Below are 16,194 nucleotides of genomic sequence, written 5' to 3' on the forward strand. Positions count from 1 at the left end.
GACTTTTGTCCTACCTCTTTTTGATTACTGCTTTATTTTTTATGTACCTTTTAAAGTTGCTAGCTACTTGGCTTTAGCTCTATTTCAATTAATATACTATGTTAAGCTACTTTGGTATAGGTGAAAGTCGATAGGAAATAAATTCTGTTAGCTTTTGGATTTGTCATATCCACCTTATTTGCGTCAAATATGACAGTTTTATTAATAAAAATAAAAAGGCAATTATATTATTTATATAAATAACGAAGGTCTTTTGAAAGGAAAAGAAAATCATGGTTTATAAATATTATTCGCATTTTAAGTTTTTTTGTTTAAATATTTTCGGATTAATTTCCAGTATGCAGAATATTGTTACAGCATACATTGTTGGTTCGTTAATTAATTTGGCAACGGCTAAAAATTTTGCAGCTATTCCAGTCTTTTTTGGTAAAAACATTTTGTTATTGATCTTGATTTTAGTCGCCACTTTAATTTTTGATTATCTTAAAGCAGATGCTGCTAAGCAGGTCAATACTAAGTTAAGGCTTAAAGTGATGAGAGGTATGCTCTCGGATGAGCAAGAAAATGCTTCTAATTTAGGTTTTTTAACTAATGATTTTAAACTTTTGGAAACAAATCGCTATGATGCTGAAATAGGAATTTTGATTTATTCATACACTGTCGTATTTGCTATGGCATTCGCTTTGTATCTAAATTGGCAGCTTACAATAATATTCTTTATTGGTTCGGTTATACCAACAATTGTTTCCACCTTTTTCCAAAAGCCTATTCAAAATGCTGCAGAGGCTTGGACAAATGCTAATGATAAATATGTTAATCAAACTAAAAATTTGTTATCTGGTACTGCTACCTTTAATTTATATGATAAGCAGGATAATGCAGTTAAACAAAATCAGTATAAAGTTAACCAATTAGAAGAAAAATTAGCCAAGATGAATGTGCTTAATACTAATACCAGTGCTTTTCTTAATGCAATTGCAATTATGGGTACTTATTTATTGCCGTTTGCAATTGGTATTGCATTAGTAATTAAAGGTCAAACTACTTTAGGTGCTCTTTTTGCAATAACGCAATTATCTAATTCATTTGTAAATCCAATTTTACAAATTCTGCAAGAACGAAATAATTTGTCTACTACAAAGCCAATTGTGCGAAAGATAAAGCAATATATACAAAAAGCAGATAATGTGGAGCGTGAGCAAACCAATAATCCTACATTTAATGAATTACAAGTGCAAGACCTAGATTTAATGCGTCAGGATAAGGTATTAGCACAACATATTAATCTTGATATTAAGTCTGGTCAAAAAGTTGCGGTCATCGGACCCTCAGGATCAGGGAAATCTACGATGTTACAGTTTCTAATGTATGGTAAGTATGGTAAATCTAAAAAAATTATACTTGATCATAAAGAAGTAGCGGCAGGATCGTTTACTAAGTTGTTTGCCTATTCCAGCCAGAGTGCAGTTATTTTTTCTGATACGCTTTGGTTTAATCTAACTCTAGGAGCTGATATAGCTAAAGAAAAAGTTCTTGAGGTATGTCAAGGACTACAGTTAGGACAATTAATTAAAGAAAAGGGATTTGATTATCAATTAGGTGACAATGCAGATCAACTATCTGGTGGCCAATTGTCCAGAATTGAGGTGGCACGGGCTATTTTAGCCAATCGACCAATTTTATTACTGGATGAAATTAATGCTTCACTTGATAAAACTTCATCAAAGGCAATTCACCAATATATTTTTGATTCAAACTTTACTTTTGTTGAAGTTATTCATCATTACGATCCAGAAGAACTGCAAAAGTATGATGTAGTTGTTGATTTTAATCAATACCAATTTAACGATAAGAGCCTGTCGTAGTCAGATAGATAATAACCCAATTTACCTCAGCATTATATAATTTTTATTTTTAATTTTATGATACTTTTATATTTTTTGATTATAATAAAATTAAAAAGTTTAATATTTGATAGTTAATCAAATAGTTGAGGAAATTAAAATGACAATTGGTGAATTACTAAAAGACTGTCGCATTCAGCAAAAGAAAACACAAAAACAATGGGTTAATGATGTGGTAAGCCCGTCATTTTATGCAAAAGTTGAAAAAAATTTAAGCAGCATTTCAGCAGATAATTTAATTGAACTATTAAACGTTAACAAAATTTCATTAACTGATTTCTTTGGTAAGTTAAACCACCAGGCGAAGACCGTACATGACGAGAACCTAGAGATTGATAGAATGGTTAATGAAGCGTATTATCAAAATTCTGTGCATGATCTGCAACAAATACGAAATTTTGTTGCGGAAAGTGATTTTCCAAATAAAGAAGATAAATTAGATATAATTGATATCTTTATTGCAATAATCAACAAAAATCTTTCCAGTATTGATAGTGGCGTTATAGATAGATTGAAAGAAAGAACGTTTGATGTTTCTCATTTTAATTCTGATAGTTTAAGACTGTACTGCAACCTTATGAGTTTTTATGATTTAGATAGTAATTTATTGATTTCAAAAAGAGTAATACGTCAGTTTATTGGCTCAAGTAGCATTGATATTCAAAAGCTAGTTTTGTCTATAATTATTAATATGATGATTTTGTGTATTCGTAACAAAAGATTTGAAGAAACAGAATTTTATGTTAGTAGTGAAAAACAAATCAAAACAAAACCAGATATATTTTTTTATAAGACTATTGCTCCAGCTTTTGAAAATATAGTCAAATATCATTATGATCAAAATCCCAAGTATCTTGATGAAGTACAAACAATAACTAAATGTGTAAAAATTGCTGGCATGCCCAGTTATGGTAAAGAACTTGAAGAACTAATGATTGCTAATAAATAAAATTTTTAAATGTCATATTAAAACATTAAGAGTTAAACATGACATTTTTTATATGCTTATATAAAATCGTAATAAACTTGAAGTAAATAGAAAGGAGTAAGAAAATTGAAAATTTATTACATAAATTAATTCTTATTGGGCTCAATTTAGATTAATTAGAAACATGGGAAAAATATTTTGTAAGTTAAGCGAAGATTTAAAAATTAGGTCTAAAGTAGATGATCATATTTATGAAGCATTTGTAGATGGATTATTTATAAAGTTTAGACCAGGAAAAAATTATAAAGATAAGTAAGTTTTCTATAAAGGAGATGGTAGAAAAATGTTTTAAAAGCTGGTATTGCCTTTGGCGATCTAGCTAGACGAGATTGACACCACCAAAAACATTATTTAAAAAAGAATAATGGCTTAAAACTAAATATTAAAATATATTCAAAAAATTGATCAGGGTATTTGAAAAATGATAGCGCTAACTATAATTAAGTTAAAAGGTGGTCTGCTTGAAGGAGCTGAACAGAAAGTTTGGTGATCTTGATGCAAAAATTAAAAAATATGCGCGTTGGACTAATAGAACTTTGTGCGACACTTATTATTGGCGGTTTGATGATAATTGCCGGCACTATTTTAGGCTTGGATTTAGCTTCCTTAATTATTAAGTTATTTAGCGGTTTAATAAAACCAAATGTGCCGAATTTTAACGTCATTAACAGTTTTCTGCGGATAAATTCAGGCATGCAAGTGGTTATGTTACTGGCAGTTCTAATAATTGTTGGCGGCATAGTAGTAACTTATAGGCTAACCAGAACTATTTTAAACAGTTTAGAAAAAGAAGATATTCCTGCTTTTCATAAACAGAAGTGGCTAGAAATAATTGCACTGGCAGCTGGGCTAGCTCTAATAGGTGGCGGCTATTTCGTATTGAATTTGCCCGTCCAAAATCTGTTTAATCCTTTATTACCGGCATTTGTCACAATTGTGTCAGGTACTTATTTACTTTGCCACTCGTTATTAAGCTTGCTGCCTGCAACTTGGTTTAACAAAATTAAGTTAACTAAAGGAAAAACGTTGCTGGGACTCCATCATTATGCTGGCGTTTTTACTATCATTTCACTACTCTTCGCCTTGACTATGAGCGCTCTTGCTTTAAGTCATGACGTTAATGCTTTTCACCAAGATATTAAAAGGGGAACTTATTATGATGGGGTAATTGTCAGCAACACCGCCAATATTAAAAACGATGTTGCTCAACTAAAAATTAAAAAGCAGCAAACTTACCATTATAAAGAAACAAACGGGCACTTTTATTTTGTTCGTAATGAACTGGCAGATAATCCAATTAAGTATGTCAAAAGCACCGGTAGACGCAATTTTCAAGTCAAATCTATCAAGTTAAATCAACTGAATAAAGCTGATTCTATAACAAGTGACAGTTTCCGCGAACTCGTTCCCAACGGTTTTAAAAATAAAACAATTGCACTTCGTTCAACTGCAGAATTAAATAGGGTTAATGGTAAAACTAAATATCTGACTTTGGTGCAGCTAAACAGTTTTGATAGAGATTGGCCATTTTTACTAAAAATTGAACATAAACGGGCTCAAAGTAGTGTCGTCTATAGTCGTCTCTATAGCAGCTCGAAGGCTGCTTCTTATCAGCTGGCACTGGGGATGACCAGAGAAATGAAGATTTTGGGCTTCTCAATGGCATTTGTGTTTGGTGCAACTCTGTTTGCTATTTTGATAATAGAGGTAATAAAATTTGCTAAGAAAAACCGGGATGTTGATCAAAAATTAAAGACCCAAAAAGTATCGCAGGAAAGCAGCACTTATGGAACGGGACTGTTGTTCTTAATTCCAGCGGTTTTTGGTGTCTTTGATGCTTTGTTTGGTCTAAAAATCTTTAATCAGGTTTTGCCAACAGCATATTATGAAGTTTGGCTGCCAATGGTGCTCATGATTATAAGTTATTTCGTTTTATACGTCATTGTTGTATTTTGGCGAAAAAAAGCTGTATTTTAAAAAATCTAATTAGTAAAACGCACGCCGTCAACAGCGTGCGTTTGTTTTCACAGGCAAAGCAACAAAATTAATAAAAAATACTGAGAACTTAGATAAAAAAATTGCAAAATTTTCTTGACATGCTAATGTTCTTTTTTTATAATTCTAAGTATTAAATTAAATTTTGGGAGGCGATTTTAATGAAAGCTAAATATTTAAGTAAACGAACTAACATTAAAAATATTATTGCCCAGAGTTTAATTGCCTTGTTGTTGTCGTCTAGGACTTAGCATGATTAAATTACTTTTAGTGATTTTACATGAAAAGCCCTTGTTTGCGTCTTAATGAATGGGGCTTATCTAATAACTGATCTAAGCCTCATTCATTAAATGAATGAGGTTTTTAGTTACCAGACTATTGAAAAGGAGAAAATGATGGGTAAATTTTCAAAAAGATTGTTGCGTGTTCTGACAGTGGGAATGGCTGGCTTGGCACTAGCTGGCTGCTCAGTTGCAAAAAGTGGGGGCGGCAAGGGTACGCACCAAGATAAAGATGTTGTCAAGGTTGGTATTAACATAGAGCTGTCTGGTACTGCTGCTGGATATGGTAGTGCTGAAAAGCAAGGGATAGTGTTAGCAGCTTCTGAAATTAATAAAGCTGGTGGAATTAACGTCAACGGGCATAAAAAGAAGCTTAAATTACTTATCCGTGATAACAAATCCGCAATTGCTACTTCGGCTTCGGTTGCTGCACAACTGGCAACCAAGGATAAAGTGGCTGCAGTTATAGGGCCGGCTACTACTAATTGTGGTACCGCTGAAATTCCTAATATTACCAAGGCTTCTGTTCCCGGCATTAGTCCATCTGCAACGGATCCAAACTATACCAGACAGAAAAATGGCAAGGTTCAGCCTTATGTCTTTAGAGCTTGCTTCCAGGATACTTTCCAAGGAAAGAGCGCTGCTAAATTTGTCACCGATAAATTAAAAGCCAAACGAGTAGCAGTTTATGCTGATAACTCCAGTGATTATGGAACTGGTTTAGCAAAAGCCTTCAAAGATACTTATAAAGGCAAGATAGTTGATAGCCAAACGTATTCTGCAGGTGATAAAGATTTCAATGCTGTTTTAACTTCATTTAAATCTAAGAAAATCGATGCTATTTATGTACCGGGCTACTACACAGAGTTGGGTTTGATCATTAAACAGGCACGGCAAATGGGTATTAAAGCTCCAATCGTTGGTGGTGACGGTATGTGTGACCCTAAACTTGTTCAAATATCAGGTGCTAAAAATGCAACCAATATTTACTACACCACACCATTTTCAACTAATGTAGCTGCCAAGAATCCAGATTCAAAAGCTGCTAAGTTTATCAAAGCATATAAAGCTCGCTACCATGCAGATGCACCTACATTTTCAGCATTAGCATACGATGCAGTTTACTTAGTAAAAACTGCTATTGAAGAACAAAAATCAGATGATTCGGTTAAAATTACTGAAGGTCTAGCTAAGATTAAAGACTTTGACGGTGTTACTGGCAGAATTACTATGGACAAATTCCACAATCCAGAAATGCCAATTGCTATTGAAAAATTGACTAACGGTAAAGTAAGCGACTCATTCCGTGTTGAGTAAATAAGAAAAAGAAAGGAGTGCTTAAATTTGCAAACAGTTTTACAGCAAATCATTAACGCCTTGTCGCTAGGTTCGATTTATGCCCTGTTGGCTTTAGGTTACAGCATGGTTTATGGCATTATTAATTTAATTAACTTTGCTCACGGCGATATTTATATGCTAGGTGCATTCTTTGCCTACTATGTGATTAATGCTTGGCATTTTAACTTTATTACAGCACTGCTTTCTGCAATGATTATTGGTGCAGTTTCAGGCGTAGTGATTGAGTATTTTGCTTACCGGCCACTACGTAAGTCGCCTCGTATAGCTGTACTGATTACGGCTATCGGCGTATCGTTTTTACTGGAAAATGGTATGTCATACTTTGTAGGATCAAATGCTCGCAGCTTCCCCCAAGTAATTGAGCAGGTTAATTACAATATTGGTGGAGTACAAATTTCAAATGTTCAGATTTTGATTTTGGCTACTGCTTTAATCTTGATGGTTTCATTGCAGGTCATTATTCAAAAGACCAAAATGGGTCGGGCAATGCGTGCAGTATCCGTTGATCCTGCTGCCGCTGAATTAGTTGGTGTTAATGTTAATCATACGATTTCATTTACCTTTGCTTTAGGTTCGGCTTTAGCCGGTGCCGCAGGTATATTAATTGGAATGTATTATAACCAAATTGATCCTTTAATGGGGATGACACCAGGAATTAAAGCCTTTGTTGCTGCTGTACTGGGTGGAATCGGCTCAGTGCCAGGAGCTTCTATTGGTGGCTTCTTAATCGGTATCTTGGAAACATTTTTCCAGTCTATCGGTTTGTCGGCATATAAAGACTCAGTTGTTTATCTAGTATTAATAGTCATTTTGCTTTTCTTACCTGCTGGTATTTTTGGCAAAAATGCTAAAGAGAAGGTGTAGGTGGCAAAATGAAATCTAATTGGAAATACATTTTGTCGTGGCTGTTATTAATGGTAGGCGGCTTTTACTTAATCAATGCGTTGATTATGGTTGGCGTGATAGATGATTTTATTGAAAACATGCTGGTCACGATTGGAATAAATATTATCTTAGCTACCGGGTTAAACCTGATTATCGGTTTTAGTGGTCAATTTTCTCTGGGTCATGCCGGTTTCATGGCAATTGGAGCATACGCTACGGCGATTATTACTCAACGCATGAGTAGCGAAGCTGGCTTTTTAATCTCAATGCTCGTAGGTGTCCTGATAGCAATTGTAATTGCTGCGGTTATTGGTACGGCAACTTTCATTCGCTTAAAGGGTGACTATTTAGCAATCGCAACTCTAGGAGCAGCTGAAATTATCCGCAATGTCATTAATAATTTGAAAATTACTGGTGGAGCGGCAGGGTTATACAATATTCCTCAGTTATGCTCATGGCCAACTGTTTATATCTTGGTTTGTGTGACCACAATCATTTTGACTAACTTCATTCGTTCAAAAAATGGTCGGGCAATTAAAGCAGTTCGTGAAGACGAAATTGCTGCTGAAGCAATGGGAATTAATACTACTAAATGGAAGCTGGCAGCTTTCGTTCTAGGTGGCGCAACTGCTGCAATAGCTGGCAGTCTCCATGCTTCATTCTTGCAAACAATATCTCCTTCAAACTTTGGTATCATGGAATCTATCTCTATCTTAGTTATTGTTGTTTTGGGTGGTGTTGGCAGTATGACTGGCACGTTTGTTGCAGCGATTGTTTTAGGCGTTTTAGATACCGTTTTACAAAGTTTCGGTGCGTTAAGAATGGTGATCTATGCTATAGTCCTGATACTAATCATGATTTTCAAGCCATCAGGACTTTTAGGTAACTGGGAATTCTCACTTAAAAATTTGACACGCCATTTCGGCAAAAAGGAAAGGAGCTAGTATATGCCACACTTATTAGATGTTGACCACGTAGTGCGCAAGTTTGGTGGGTTAACTGCAGTTAATGATGTCTCACTTCATCTGGATAAGCACGAACTAGTTGCCTTGATTGGTCCTAATGGTGCAGGTAAAACCACTTTGTTCAACTTGCTAACTGGAATGGTGCAAGTCACTAGTGGAAAGATCAACTTGCAAGTTGATAATCAAAATTATGATTTAACGCATAAAAGTGCTGTGCAAATTGCAGACTTAGGTTTATCCCGTACATTTCAAAATATTCGCTTATTTAAAGACTTAACTGTTATGGATAATGTCCTGACTGCAATGACAAATGAATATAAAGAAAACTTTTTAACAACAGTTTTTCGTTTACCCAGTTTTTATAAAACGGAAAAGGAAATGAAAGAAGCTGCGCAAAAGCTATTAGCAATCTTTGATTTAACGGATAATGAACAAACCTTGGCTAAGAACTTGCCCTACGGAACACAAAGACGCTTGGAAATAGTACGTGCTTTGGCTACTCACCCGCAGATTCTTTTCCTGGATGAACCTGCTGCTGGTATGAACCCAGAAGAAACAGCGGATTTGACTAATCTTATTAAATATATTCAAAAAGAATTTCAGATCACAGTTTTGTTAATTGAGCATGACATGTCTTTAGTTATGAACCTGGCTGAAAGAATTTATGTACTTGATCAGGGCGAGATATTGGCTACCGGATCTCCTGAAGAAATCAAGGCAAATCCTAAAGTTGTTGAAGCATATCTAGGAGAGGGTGATGACTAGATGGCAATGTTAGAAGTTCGTGACTTGTCTGTAAATTATGGTGTTATTCAAGCTGTTAAGAATGTCAGTTTTGAAATTAACCAAGGTGAAATCGTAACCCTAATCGGAGCTAATGGAGCTGGTAAGTCAACTATTGTCAAGACAATTTCTGGCTTGCTTAAGCCAAAAAGTGGTCAAATTTTCTACCTTGGTGAAGAAATAGATCACAAAAGTGCTCCGCAAATTGTCAGCGCGGGTATCTCCCAAGTAGCAGAAGGTCGGCATATTTTTGCCGGGATGACTGTAATGGAGAATCTGCAGATGGGTGCGTTTTTGCAAAAGAATCATGATGAAGTTTCAAAAACCTACAAAGATATTTTTGAACGCTTTCCAATTTTGCAAAAAAGACGTAATCAAGATGCAGCTACCCTGTCTGGTGGTGAGCAGCAAATGTTGGCCATGGGTCGTGCCTTAATGGCAAAGCCAAAATTATTGCTGCTTGATGAACCCTCAATGGGTTTGTCACCCCTGTATATTCAAGAAATATTTAAAATTATTAAAGAACTAAACGAAAAAGGTACAACTATTTTGTTGATAGAACAAAATGCTAAACAAGCTCTATCTATTGCCGATCGTGGTTATGTATTGGCGACAGGAGTAGTGCAATTAAGTGGTACTGGTCAAGAATTGTTGGCTAACCCGGAAGTACAGAAAGTGTATTTTGGTGGTTAGTGGTAATCAAGTTGTTGTAATGACAATGATGTTAATTCATTGTTAAGTCAGATAGTGAAAACTATAGAGTTTACATAAAATTCTGAGGAGGTAATTGTGATGGAAACGAACTATTTTAAACAAAAAAGTAATATGAATATCTTTCAAACTCAGGATTTAGTTGCCTTGTTGTTGGAGCGCAGGACTTAACATACATGAATTACGTGATGTAATTTAAAGTAGTTAAGCCCTAGTTTGCGTGCCAATGATTGGGGTTTAACTAATTGATAATTTAAGCCTCATTCATTGATTTGAATGAGGCTTTTTTGTTGGCAATTTTAGTTAAAGAATAGTTAGAAGGAACAAGATGATGGATAATATTAGCGGTATTAAAAAGGTAATGAATGTTGTAATCACTGGCATGGCAGCTTTTATGCTGGCAGGCTGTACTGTTGCTAAAAGCAGTAGTGGGGATGGAACTAAGCAAGATAAAGATTCAGTCAAAATTGGCGTCAACATGGAGTTGTCTGGAGCTGCAGCTGGTTATGGCAACGCTCAAAAGCAAGGTATTCAATTAGCAGTTAGTGAAATTAATAAAAAAGGCGGCATTGATGTTAATGGTCGTAAGAAAAAAATCAAACTGATCATGCGTGATAATAAAACTGCTATTTCTACTTCTGCTTCAGTTGCCGCCCAATTAGCTACAAAAGAAAAGGTAGCAGCAATTGTAGGACCAGCAACTACTAATGCCGGCACAGCTGAAATTCCTAATATTACTAAAGCTAAGGTACCAAGTGTCAGCCCTTCAGCGACAGATCCAAATTACACTTTACAAAAGAATGGTAAAGTTCAGCCATTTGTTTTTAGGGCATGTTACCAAAATAATTTTCAAGGTGGTAGTGCAGCCAAGTTCGTAATGAATAACATTAAGGCAAAGAGAGTGGCTGTCTATACTGATAATTCAAGTGACTATGGTAACGGTCTTGCTAAAGCATTTAAGAAAACTTATAAAGGCAAGATAGTTGATAGTCAAACATTTTCAGAGGGTGACAAAGATTTTAACGCTGTATTAACTTCGTTTAAAGCTAAGAAAGTCGATGCTATCTACGTTCCCGGCTACTACACTGAAGTTGGCTTAATAATTAAGCAAGCGCGTCAAATTGGAATTAAGGCACCAATTGTCGGTAGTGATGGCATGGCTGATCCGAAGCTGGTACAGATTGCTGGTGCTAAAAATGCAAGTAAAATCTACTATACTACGCCATTTTCAACACAGGTAGCTGCCAAGGATCCAACTGCTTCTAAATTTATGCGTGATTTCAAAAACCGCTACCATGAAGAAGCACCAACTTTTTCTGCTTTAGCTTATGATGCGGTATATATGATTAAAGAAGCAATTGAAAATGAAAAATCTGATGATTCTGCAAAAATCACGAAGGGTCTGGAACAAATTAAAGATTTTACTGGCGTAACTGGAAAAATCACTGTAGATAAAGATCATAATCCTGAAAAACCAATTGCTGTAGAAGAATTAATTAATGGTAAAGTGGGTAAAACTTTTAAAATTGAATAAGACTTATTTTTAGGTAATAAAAAGGTTAGCTTTGCTAGAAAGCTAACCTTTTTGATTGTATTAATACTGATTTTACAATTTTTGTGCAACTACTGAAAAAGTCAATGGAATCTGTGGTGAATCAGCTGGAAGTACCCAACCTTCTAGGCTTTTATCATAGATTAGTGATGGCAAAGACTTCCAATCACTAATTTTATGCTCTCCTACGTTTTTAATGGTTAAACCAGCAGCAATTAATGAATTAATAATTTCTGCAAAATCATGAGCCCAATTATGGTTTGTCTGATGCTTTATTTTCCCATTAGAATTTGGTGTATATGAAGCATCTGATTGATAAGTAATTTCAGTGCCACTAAAGTAACCCAGCTTAATTTCTAACCCGGCATTATCAAGTGCAAATAACAAAGGGTGATTGTCACGAATCATGAATATTCCACCAGGAGCCAGGAGTTGACCAATAGATTTTGCCCATGATTTTAATTCTGGCAGCCAAGTAATTGTACCTGCGCTAGTCACAATTATGTCAAATTGTCCTAATTTTTCCGGCATAGCTTTTGCGGCATAGCGGGCATCGCCTTCAACGTAGGTAATTGAAGTATTAGCCTCTTGGGATAATTTGCGTGCATACTTTAAGGCAGCAGGTGAAAAGTCCAGGCCGTAAACGTCTTTAGCTCCTAAGCGCGCCCAACTGAGCGTATCATCTCCAATATGGCATTGCAAATGAAGTAGTCGCTTATTTACAACTGAATTATGAGCCAAAAATGGTCTGAGTACGTCTAAATCACGTTTAACAGTTGTAGTTATAGCATTTTGGTCTTTAGCAAACTGAGTAAGATCGCCATAACCACCATTAGCATGTACATCAGCGCGATCATTCCAGTTATTCAAGTTGTCAGCAACGTCAGATATATCATTTTTTGATTGCATAAAATATTCTCCTGTTAATTGAGGGCATCAAAGCTTTAATTTGTCATAAGAAACAATTTTCTTCTCTTGCTCTGTCATATTCATCACTGTAATTGAAGCGTTACGAGGGCGTTCTTTAATATCAAAATCGCTGTAACGATCGGCAATACTATGAATGGTAAAACCGTGAGTTACGAGCAAAATATTTTCAGCCCCATCTAATTGACTGATTAATTTAAATCCCTTGTTTATTCTATCCCAATACTCTTTTGCATTCTCTGCATCATGAAAAGGGTCGGCTTCTTTAATCCAGTCTTTCACCGTGTCTAATGATTCATTTTTGAGCATTTCAGCATGGCTTTTATAACCGTGAGGACCACTAATCATTTGCCAAGCAGCATCTGAATCCATACCTTCAAAATAGCCGTAAAAATGTTCACGGAAAAAAGGGGTTGCGATATGTTGAATTTCATCACGATTAACATTGTGTTTAATGATGATATCACAAGTGTCGCTGGCTCTTTTCATATCACTTGATAATGCAATGTCAAAAGGCACATCTTTTAAAGCTTCACCAACTTGGTCAGCACCTGCTATTCCTTTTTCTGTTAGTGGCGTATCACACCAGCCTTGCATTTTGTTATAGCGGTTAATAAAGGTCTCACCATGACGCACTATATATATTCTTTTCATTTTACTCCTCGCAAATCTAATATTTTATTTCTTGTATAATTTTTGAACATTTTCAACATCGACAGGCTCAATTGGATACAAAGAACCGGTAGGATACATTACAGACACTCCATTATTATGTTTTAGTCCGATTGCATGTCCCAATTCATGTTCTACAGTATTTAAAATACGTTGGTAAGTATAACTATATGGTGAAAAATTCTGTAAGTAATAAATATTTAACCTGGTAACTGCGGAATACATGATTCCGGTTTTCACATAATAATGAAAAGTAGTATACCCCGCATAATTAGTATTTGGGCTGTAAACCTGCTCAATTACGATATTAGCTTTTTTCTTGTTTTTGGTTTCAGTAAAAGTAAAGGCCTTGGTATCATTCCATGCATCAATTGCGTCTTTAGTAGCTGAAATTAATTCTTCATTATCATTAAGATCAATGTAAACAGTGGCTTTAGGCTTTTTCCAGTGCCAAGAAGAAGCTATAGCAGCTGTATTCTTTTTCTTGGTCTTTTTAGTTTTCTTTGTTTTCTTTTTAGCTTTTTTTGCCTTTTTAGCAGTTTTCTTGGCATAAACAGTCTGAGAAGGCCAACTGAATACTGAATTTTCAGCAATCGGAGCAATTGTACTTTCAATTGTAAAAGTTACAACCAGCGCACATGCTAATTTTGATAAAAAATGACCAAATTTTTTCATACCTTAATCAACTCCATTACCTTACATTATATAGGAAAAATAGTAAAAGTTTCATAATTTACTGATTTTAACGCATAAATTATAATTATTATCAAAAAAATTTGGAGATTGTACTGTTTAGCAAAAAACGAATCCAAGGTTTTAATATAAACCGATTTCATGGTAAAATAGAATGCAAGTTTTGGAAAATTAGGTGAGTTTATGACAAAAGCGATGGATGATAAAGAATTTGAGCAAAAGCATCTCAATAAGATTTTAAAAATGATACGGGCTAAAAAAGCCGAGTTGTCCTCGTCAATTAAGTCCGCTGAAGGAGAGGCCCAAGATCTTAATTCACACTTTTTTGATGATGTAAAATTAGATTATGACGGCTATTCAACATCTATGGAGACTGCGTTGTCTATTCACCAGCAACAGCAACTGCTTGATGAACGTCAAAATGCTTGGCAGCATGCAGCAAAGCAACTAAGCACAGTTCAAAAATTAGAGCAAAAGCCATATTTTGCCAGAGTAGATTTTAAAGAGACTAATGAAAAGCCGGAAACTATTTATATTGGTCTAGGTTCTTTTGCAGACAAAAATAATCATTTTTTGATTTATGATTGGCGGGCACCAATTTCATCAATTTATTATGATGGTAAGATTGGTAAGGTTTCTTATATGTCGCCTGAAGGTGAAATTACCGTTGATATGACCAAAAAACGGCAGTTTATGATTGAAAACGGCAAGATTATTAACATGTTTGACACCAATGAGTCTATTGGTGATCAGATGCTGCTGGAAGTTTTGGGTGAAAAATCCAGCACGCAGATGAAATCAATTGTGACGACGATTCAGCGTGAGCAGAATAAAATTATTAGAAATACCAGTGCCGACTTACTGTTTGTTCAAGGAGCGGCCGGTTCAGGTAAAACTTCTGCAATATTACAGAGGATTGCCTATCTGCTGTATCGCTATCGTGGCAACCTTACCAGTAGTGACGTCATCATGTTTAGCCCTAATCAACTATTCAACGATTATATCAAGAATGTTTTGCCCGAGATGGGTGAACAAAACATGGTGCAAATGACTTACTGGCAGTTTGTGGCTAGAAGACTGCCGGGTATGACCGTTGAAAATTTGTTTGATCAATTTGAAGATAGCCAGGCTGATTCCGCAATTAGTCAATTTAAAGATTCTACAAATTTCTTTAATTTACTGCATCATTATGCTAAACACCTCAACAATCATGGTGTAATTTTTAAAAATATTTACTTCCGCAATAAAAAGAAACCATTTTTTACTAAAGAAAAAATTAGTGAACTCTATTATTCATTTAATTCCAATTATAATTTGAGCAATAGAATTGATGCTACGCGAGAAGGATTAATAAAATCACTCAATCGCAAGATTAACAGCGAAACAAAAAAGGCCTGGGTGTCAGACGCCATCCAAAATCTTAGTCAAGAGCAGCTAAATGCTTTATATGATCGTCCAGACCAAGAATTTGAATCAGAGGAAAAAGAGGAAAAGTTCCTCAGCCGTAAAATTGTCGTTAAGGCACTTGATAAGGTTTTCCAGCAAATTAGGCGGAATAATTTTATTAATATGCGTGCACAATATTTAAGCTTTTTACGTGCTGTTCCTAAAATGACTGATCTAAGTAAATGGCAAATTGAAGAAGCAGATTGGCAAAAACACATCGAAGAAGTTAAGCAATGTTTTATGAAGCATTATATTCATATGAATGATGTTTCAGCCTACTTGTATCTTTATGATCTGATCACAGGCCGTCATGTAGATTATGAAATGCGTTATGCTTTTATTGATGAGATTCAGGATTATACGCCGTTTCAGCTGTGCTATCTGAAATATAATTTTCCTCGCGCTAAATTTACGATGTTGGGTGATTTAAACCAGGCTATTTTTACCAAAGATGAAAGTAGAAGTCTACTTAAACAGATCAGTGGCTTATTTGATCCTGAAAAAACTGATGTCGTCCAATTAACCAAATCGTATCGTTCAACAAAACAATTGACTGAATTTACTAAGCAAATCCTGCGGCAAGGTGAAAAAATTGAATCGTTTAACCGTCAGGGTCCCAAACCAGCTCTTTGGCAACGTTCTGATGCTGCTGCTGCAATCAATGTACTGGAACAAATATTAAATGAAAATAGTCAAGCTAACATGACAACCGCAATTATTACCAAGGACTTGGCTAGTGCCAAAATTGTGGCAGAAAAGCTCAAAGAAGACAAAGTGAAAGCAACGTTAATTGCTACTGCCAATCAGCGACTAGTTGATGGCACGTTGGTCATTCCATCTTATTTAGCTAAGGGCTTGGAGTTTGATGCCGTCATTATGTGGGCTGCCTCAAAAGAAAATTATCATCGCATTGATGAAACGCAACTTGTGTATACAATAACTTCGCGGGCGATGTACAAGCTTGATATTGTTTATACTAACGAAAAGAGTCCACTTCTTGAAGTAGACCCAGAAACTTATATAGAAAAGTAGG

At 35.3% G+C, this 16,194-nt stretch carries 13 protein-coding genes; 10 read left to right on the forward strand and 3 right to left on the reverse strand.

Translation table 11 applies throughout. The annotated features are described in order from the left end of the window. The first annotated feature begins 272 nt into the window (after positions 1 to 272). From ACZ2M0_RS02335 to ACZ2M0_RS02375, 9 genes are all read left to right on the forward strand, one after another. Entirely contained in the window at positions 273 to 1,865 is a 1,593-nt protein-coding gene (locus ACZ2M0_RS02335; protein WP_489958992.1) for an ATP-binding cassette domain-containing protein, read from the forward strand. Between the two features lie 139 nt (positions 1,866 to 2,004). Beyond that, entirely contained in the window at positions 2,005 to 2,853 is an 849-nt protein-coding gene (locus tag ACZ2M0_RS02340; RefSeq protein WP_490058377.1) for a helix-turn-helix domain-containing protein, read from the forward strand. 534 nt (positions 2,854 to 3,387) lie between these two features. Continuing rightward, entirely contained in the window at positions 3,388 to 4,869 is a 1,482-nt protein-coding gene (locus ACZ2M0_RS02345) for a hypothetical protein (protein WP_490058378.1), read from the forward strand. A gap of 410 nt (positions 4,870 to 5,279) precedes the next feature. Next, complete coding sequence (locus tag ACZ2M0_RS02350) at positions 5,280 to 6,485, forward strand: ABC transporter substrate-binding protein (RefSeq protein ID WP_373868658.1); 1,206 nt, start codon at positions 5,280 to 5,282, stop codon at positions 6,483 to 6,485. Between the two features lie 27 nt (positions 6,486 to 6,512). After that, positions 6,513 to 7,391: a branched-chain amino acid ABC transporter permease gene (locus tag ACZ2M0_RS02355; RefSeq protein ID WP_034979008.1), complete on the forward strand. Its 879-nt coding sequence runs from the start codon at positions 6,513 to 6,515 to the stop codon at positions 7,389 to 7,391. A gap of 8 nt (positions 7,392 to 7,399) precedes the next feature. Beyond that, the gene (locus ACZ2M0_RS02360; RefSeq protein ID WP_045927446.1) at positions 7,400 to 8,356 is read left to right on the forward strand and encodes a branched-chain amino acid ABC transporter permease; all 957 of its coding nucleotides are present in this window, start codon (positions 7,400 to 7,402) and stop codon (positions 8,354 to 8,356) included. A 3-nt stretch (positions 8,357 to 8,359) separates the two neighbouring features. Continuing rightward, positions 8,360 to 9,142 (forward strand): ABC transporter ATP-binding protein, encoded by a 783-nt coding sequence (locus ACZ2M0_RS02365; RefSeq protein WP_122051838.1) that lies wholly within the window; start codon positions 8,360 to 8,362, stop codon positions 9,140 to 9,142. Further along, a complete protein-coding gene (locus ACZ2M0_RS02370; RefSeq protein ID WP_034979002.1) occupies positions 9,143 to 9,853 on the forward strand; it encodes an ABC transporter ATP-binding protein in 711 nt (236 codons plus the stop codon). It abuts the gene before it with no gap. A 349-nt stretch (positions 9,854 to 10,202) separates the two neighbouring features. Further along, positions 10,203 to 11,405: an ABC transporter substrate-binding protein gene (locus tag ACZ2M0_RS02375; RefSeq protein WP_370448879.1), complete on the forward strand. Its 1,203-nt coding sequence runs from the start codon at positions 10,203 to 10,205 to the stop codon at positions 11,403 to 11,405. Positions 11,406 to 11,477: 72 nt separating this feature from the next. On the opposite strand, the gene ACZ2M0_RS02380 is transcribed toward ACZ2M0_RS02375, so the two are convergent. The 3 genes from ACZ2M0_RS02380 to ACZ2M0_RS02390 are packed head-to-tail and all read right to left on the reverse strand — an operon-like array spanning position 11,478 to position 13,697. Beyond that, positions 11,478 to 12,332: a class I SAM-dependent methyltransferase gene (locus ACZ2M0_RS02380; RefSeq protein WP_490058379.1), complete on the reverse strand. Its 855-nt coding sequence runs from the start codon at positions 12,330 to 12,332 to the stop codon at positions 11,478 to 11,480. A 27-nt stretch (positions 12,333 to 12,359) separates the two neighbouring features. Further along, positions 12,360 to 13,004: a histidine phosphatase family protein gene (locus ACZ2M0_RS02385; RefSeq protein WP_490058380.1), complete on the reverse strand. Its 645-nt coding sequence runs from the start codon at positions 13,002 to 13,004 to the stop codon at positions 12,360 to 12,362. A gap of 24 nt (positions 13,005 to 13,028) precedes the next feature. After that, the gene (locus ACZ2M0_RS02390; protein ID WP_490058381.1) at positions 13,029 to 13,697 is read right to left on the reverse strand and encodes a M57 family metalloprotease; all 669 of its coding nucleotides are present in this window, start codon (positions 13,695 to 13,697) and stop codon (positions 13,029 to 13,031) included. Positions 13,698 to 13,898: 201 nt separating this feature from the next. Here ACZ2M0_RS02390 and helD point away from each other — a divergent pair, with 201 nt between their 5' ends. Then, on the forward strand, positions 13,899 to 16,193 hold the full coding sequence (gene helD, locus ACZ2M0_RS02395; protein WP_490058382.1) for an RNA polymerase recycling motor HelD: 2,295 nt from the start codon (positions 13,899 to 13,901) through the stop codon (positions 16,191 to 16,193). The last annotated feature ends 1 nt before the right edge of the window (position 16,194 follow it).

The sequence above is a fragment of the Lactobacillus sp. VURO6/B1 (VP7) genome, from assembly GCF_058139575.1.

Bases quoted from the DNA above. Each gene is read 5' to 3' on its own strand.
- ACZ2M0_RS02335 (WP_489958992.1), top strand. From the start codon at position 273: ATGGTTTATAAATATTATTCGCATTTTAAGTTTTTTTGTTTAAATATT.
- ACZ2M0_RS02340 (WP_490058377.1), top strand. From the start codon at position 2,005: ATGACAATTGGTGAATTACTAAAAGACTGTCGCATTCAGCAAAAGAAA.
- ACZ2M0_RS02345 (WP_490058378.1), top strand. From the start codon at position 3,388: ATGCAAAAATTAAAAAATATGCGCGTTGGACTAATAGAACTTTGTGCG.
- ACZ2M0_RS02350 (WP_373868658.1), top strand. From the start codon at position 5,280: ATGATGGGTAAATTTTCAAAAAGATTGTTGCGTGTTCTGACAGTGGGA.
- ACZ2M0_RS02360 (WP_045927446.1), top strand. From the start codon at position 7,400: ATGAAATCTAATTGGAAATACATTTTGTCGTGGCTGTTATTAATGGTA.
- ACZ2M0_RS02365 (WP_122051838.1), top strand. From the start codon at position 8,360: ATGCCACACTTATTAGATGTTGACCACGTAGTGCGCAAGTTTGGTGGG.
- ACZ2M0_RS02370 (WP_034979002.1), top strand. From the start codon at position 9,143: ATGGCAATGTTAGAAGTTCGTGACTTGTCTGTAAATTATGGTGTTATT.
- ACZ2M0_RS02375 (WP_370448879.1), top strand. From the start codon at position 10,203: ATGGATAATATTAGCGGTATTAAAAAGGTAATGAATGTTGTAATCACT.
- ACZ2M0_RS02380 (WP_490058379.1), bottom strand. From the start codon at position 12,332: ATGCAATCAAAAAATGATATATCTGACGTTGCTGACAACTTGAATAAC.
- ACZ2M0_RS02385 (WP_490058380.1), bottom strand. From the start codon at position 13,004: ATGAAAAGAATATATATAGTGCGTCATGGTGAGACCTTTATTAACCGC.
- ACZ2M0_RS02390 (WP_490058381.1), bottom strand. From the start codon at position 13,697: ATGAAAAAATTTGGTCATTTTTTATCAAAATTAGCATGTGCGCTGGTT.
- helD (WP_490058382.1), top strand. From the start codon at position 13,899: ATGACAAAAGCGATGGATGATAAAGAATTTGAGCAAAAGCATCTCAAT.